We start from the raw sequence: 4,401 nt of genomic DNA, 5'->3' as shown, positions 1-4,401 counted from the left end.
GCGCATGCGCTTGAAGTTGATGTCGGCGCTCATTTGTTTGACGAGGGCGAGGTCTTCGGCTTCTACGGTCAGTGGTTGGTCGCCGAAGGCATAGCTATGGAGGTTGTTTTGAAGTTGTAGCAACGCCCAGTTGATGCGGGCCTCGCCGCCCCAGCCGGCGGCGGCGCCAGCGGCAGCGTGCAAGCCCACACCGGCATCGCCAACGCCTTTCCAGAATTCGGTGCCGACGCCGGGGACGTAGGTTCGAAAGCGGTACTGGCGGTCTTCGCCGGATTTGATGTCTTCGTCGAAGACGTCGAACAACCGTGCGACATTGCTATGCGACTTGGGCTCTGTGTCGTACTGGCGCTTGTTGCGCGTGCCGTCGAAGAAGAATCCGAGATACAAAGTACGCTGGCACGACATGGCGTCGTTGGGCGACTCGGTGCAAGTAACGCCCCTGCGGTCGTTCGCCGTGAGAGCCCACGGGTTCTCGCTTACATTGTCAGGCAGTTGGGAAATCGTCATGGCGTCTTGTCCTCCGTGTGGGCGGCCTTGCCCTTTCTCATGAGATCCCAGAGTTCGGTAGGGCCTTCACAGTGGGCACTACCGGGGTGCTCCTTGCGGCATTGCAGTGTTGGCTCGAGCAGTCCCCCTGGGAAATCGAGATGACCCGGACCCACCAAAGTGGGGAAGAGCTTGACTTCGCCGCCTGGAAAAAAGGCCACCCAGAGAAAGGTCATGCGCCCGCGCTCATCCATTTGATAGGGTTGGGTGGTCAGCTCGCGCTCAAAGAACGCGTTGGGGTTCTTGAGGTAGAGCGGCTTGGTGCGCCAACGGATGGTGAGTTTGTAGTTCGGGTCCCATTGACGGGGTACTGACGCGTGGCCAGCGAAGCTACCCCCTCCGGCATGCGCGACCATGCCACCGGACCAGGAGCCGTTGACGTACACCTCGTCGATATAGTCGTCGGTGTAGTTGAGGACGCTGACCTGCAACGGCACCATGGTGTCTTGGCGTGTTGTTGCGGCGGCAGGCGCATCGGTCGGTTTGCAGGCCGTCAGCGCGAGCAGCAGAGCGAGCTGCAGAAAGCGTGTCAGAGTGTTACGCATCGCGTTCTCCCATCCGTGTCTTTATCGGGCGTGACGTTCTCTTATTCGGCCCCCGACGCAGGTGCATCGGGTGCGGCGGCGTGTACGTCGTGTGCTGCGGCGCTTGGCGTGGCCGTCACCGATGCCGGCGTGTTGTGCGGTGGTACTGGCGTGGATACCATCGGTGACGATGCGGCGGTGGGCGGCGGGCCGAAGTAGACCCAAGGGCGCGTGCGCGGCAAGAACTCCACCAAGATGGCACGCACGGCGAACATCAGCAAACCGGCGAGCGTGAGCGTTGGCCCGGCGTAGATTCCCCACGAAATGGCAGCCGACCACGAATTGCTACCGAGCCAATGACTCCAGTCGAATCGGAAGAGGGGCCCCGCAACCAACATGAAGCCGAGCAGGACCGCATATAAAACAAGGATCCCAAGGGATGCCGTGCCGGTCACCAGATAGGTCCAAGGCGAAAAAACGAGGCGTGTCAGGCGATACATAGAAGGCGCAATCCGGATGGCACATCGTGCGATGGGGTGAGGTGGCTGGCCGGCACGGTGTCGGAGGTCGGCCGCGATAAGGCGTTCACGGTTGTAGCAACCCCTGATCGGCCAGGCTTTGCACAACGCTTCGAAGGACATGCGCGTCTGTGGCGTCGTTGGGCACGCTGCCTATCGCTGCACACGTGACCGCGTGGTGGCGCGATGCGTTTCCCGTCAGTGCGCCATACAGATGTGGCCGATCGGCGATGTACGCGAGCGACCAGTCAGGCCGCGCGCTTGTGCGCACGGCTTGGATCTGGGTAGCGGTGAGTTGATAGGGAAACGCCGTGTCGTGTCGAGAGGGCGCTGCGGCTGATGGCATCTCGAGGCTGGCGGGTTCGCCATCGCGGCTCATATACCACCAGGCCGAAATGCCGCTGCAAAGGCGGGTGCGTTGTGTCTCATCGAGGATCGCATACATCGAGGGCAGGCAACGGGTGTCGGCCCAGCGCAGGATAAAGGTGTCGCCTGCGTCGTCCTTCGCCTCCAACTGGCCGCGCAGATGCGTCAGTAGGTCGCCATGCGAGGCCGGGGCGACAAGGAAGCTCAGCATCGGTCGGCCCGCGCAGTGTTCGCAGAGCGCGAGGAAGCGGTCGGTGGGTTCCAGGGGTATTTCGATCAGCCAGGGATCGATGTTGTCGAGCCCTTCGCCCGCGTAGAGGTCGCGGTAGAGCGTGCTCGGTTCGGGCGCCAGCTGGGCCAGCGCCTGGCGCCGTGCGTCGTCGGCGAACGAAAGGTCCAGCAAGGCATGCACGCGCGACAGCGAGAGCTTGCTGCATGCCGCGGCGACGTGCGTGTAGAGGCGTTGCCTTGCGGTGTCCGTGGGCAGGTCGATGAGGGTCATGGTCACAGTCCTTTGCGCGCCAGCGGGCTACCCGTTTTCGCCGCGAGGCGTAGGCACTCGACGCAGATGCTTCCGGGCGGCAGGAAGGCTGGCAGCGGATGGTCCATGCTGGCCGGACCGATGAAGTTATGGCTGCCGGCCTTGGCGGTGAACGTGCCCGGCATGCCCAACTCGATATTGCCGCCTTGCAGCTTGATGTAGACGCCGCCGCACAAGAGGGTGATGTGCTCCTTCGCCGCGACGATGACGTGGCTCTCGCTGCTGGTCACGTCGACGCTTTGATCGGCTTCGAGGCGCATGACGTTGTGCTGGGCCAGCAGCAACATCTCGCCCTGATGGGCGATGTGGCGCACGTCGCCGTTCTGCGCGAAGGTGCTGATGCCGTTGAGGGCGTGGATCAGCGCGCGCTCGCCGGCGCTGAGCTGCAGGTTGCCTTGCGCTGCAGCGTCGATGTGTTCGCCTGCGCCGAGCGCGATCGTGCGCGGCGTACCGGCCGCGATGCCGTCAGGAGCGGACAGCGCGAGCAAGGGCTTGGTACCGTTACCGCTGCCGTTGGCCTGGTCGTTGGCGCCATGCCCCATCTCGCGCACGGCGTCGGTCAGACCTTCGCGTGGCTTGGCGTCGTGCGCGAGCCCCTGATGCTGACCTGCGTAATCGCCCAGCGCCTTGGCGAGCTGGAGCGCGGCGTCGAGCGTGGCGACGATGGCCTCGCGGTCGAGCTGGCCGCCGGCCGCATCGCGCTGCGCCTCGGCGGAGAGCAGCAGCCCCTGGGCGGCGCGCAGCGCGCCATGCAGGTCGGTGCGCAGCTCGAAGCCTTCGCCGCGCGGGGCGCCGCCGTCGGGCCGCGGATGGGTGAGGTAGCCGAGATGCAGGGCGCTGGCGCCATGGTCGTTCATCAGCGCGGCGCTGATCTCGTTGGTGGTGTCGTCCAGGCGTAGCTCGCTGGCGCGCTGGCCCTTGTGCTCCTTGCTCTTGATGGTGCTGAGCACTTGATGCTTGGGCAGCGCGTAGGGCGTGGGGTTGGTGACGCGGTAAATGCGCGCGGTGATGATGGGTTGGTCAGGATCGCCGTCGACAAAATCGACAAGAACCTCCTGGCCGATGCGCGGTAGTGCGAGATGGCCCCAGCGGGTGCCGGCCCAGCCGTGGGCGGGGCGTATCCAGCAGGAGTGGCGGCCGAGGCGGTCCCAGGTGAACTGTACGCACACGCGGCCGTGCTCGTCGACGTGGAACTCCTCGCCGTCGGGGCCGACGACGGTGGCGATCTGGGGGCCGGGGACGAGGGGCCGGGGCAGCGGCGCGGGGCGCCACTCGACCTTGTCGGGGACGATCTCGGCGGTGTAGCTGTAGTGGGTGCCTTGCTGGGCGTCGGCGCTCTCTTCGGCCTGGCTGGTGTGCCGGGTGCCGCGGTGGCGGATGCGCACGGGTCGCCAGCCGTGGTTCCAGTCGGCGCGCGGGTGGCCGATGAGGTCGAAGGCGATGCCGGGCACGAGGCGGGGATCGTCGCCCTCGACCACGGCGAGGCGCGCGTCGCGGCGCCGGCCGCGCAGGCGGTTGAGCGTGAAGGGGGCGCCGGCGGCATCCTGCTTGTAGCGCCCGGGGTAGTCGTAGCGCTCGTAGTCGGGCTGGCCTTGGCCGGCGACGCTGGGGGAGTGCTCCTGGCGGTAGCGCGGATGCTTGAAGGTGTAATCGCGCTGGGTCTGCCGGGTGGTGCGCACGTGCTGGGCGTAAGCGAAGCGGCGCAGGGCGGGTTCGGGCTGGTCGGCGCCGGGGGTGGGCTGATAGCGCACGGGTCCGCCGTCGATCGAACCGTGGACGTAGAGGCGATCGCCGAGGACGAGGCGGTGATCGGTGTCGTCGTGGCGGTGGTAGAAGACGAGGCCTTCCTCGGCGGCGAGGCGGCAGACGAAGCCGAGATCGGACTCGCCGGGCTGGACGCAGTACT

5 protein-coding genes are annotated in these 4,401 nt (G+C 66.0%); all 5 read right to left on the bottom strand.

Features of this window, described 5'->3' with window-relative positions; translation table 11 throughout:
• A partial coding sequence (locus AC3FOF_RS44385) for a phospholipase effector Tle1 domain-containing protein (RefSeq protein ID WP_488730296.1) occupies nt 1-507 on the bottom strand: 507 nt, incomplete at its 3' end.
• Nucleotides 504-1,091, bottom strand: coding sequence for a DUF3304 domain-containing protein (locus AC3FOF_RS44380; protein ID WP_488730295.1), 588 nt, complete (start codon nt 1,089-1,091; stop codon nt 504-506). The genes AC3FOF_RS44380 and AC3FOF_RS44385, both read right to left, overlap by 4 nt.
• A gap of 41 nt (nt 1,092-1,132) precedes the next feature.
• On the bottom strand, nt 1,133-1,570 hold the full coding sequence (locus AC3FOF_RS44375) for a hypothetical protein (protein WP_488730294.1): 438 nt from the start codon (nt 1,568-1,570) through the stop codon (nt 1,133-1,135).
• 85 nt (nt 1,571-1,655) lie between these two features.
• Entirely contained in the window at nt 1,656-2,456 is an 801-nt protein-coding gene (locus tag AC3FOF_RS44370; protein ID WP_488730293.1) for a DUF4123 domain-containing protein, read from the bottom strand.
• Nucleotides 2,457-2,458: 2 nt separating this feature from the next.
• The coding region (locus AC3FOF_RS44365) for a type VI secretion system Vgr family protein (protein ID WP_488730292.1) at nt 2,459-4,401 on the bottom strand (1,943 nt) is incomplete at its 5' end.

Source organism: Cupriavidus sp. 96C5-1, assembly GCF_057798855.1.
Note: the sequence above shows the minus strand (reverse complement) of the source record. Positions and strands in the feature narration are given on the sequence as shown.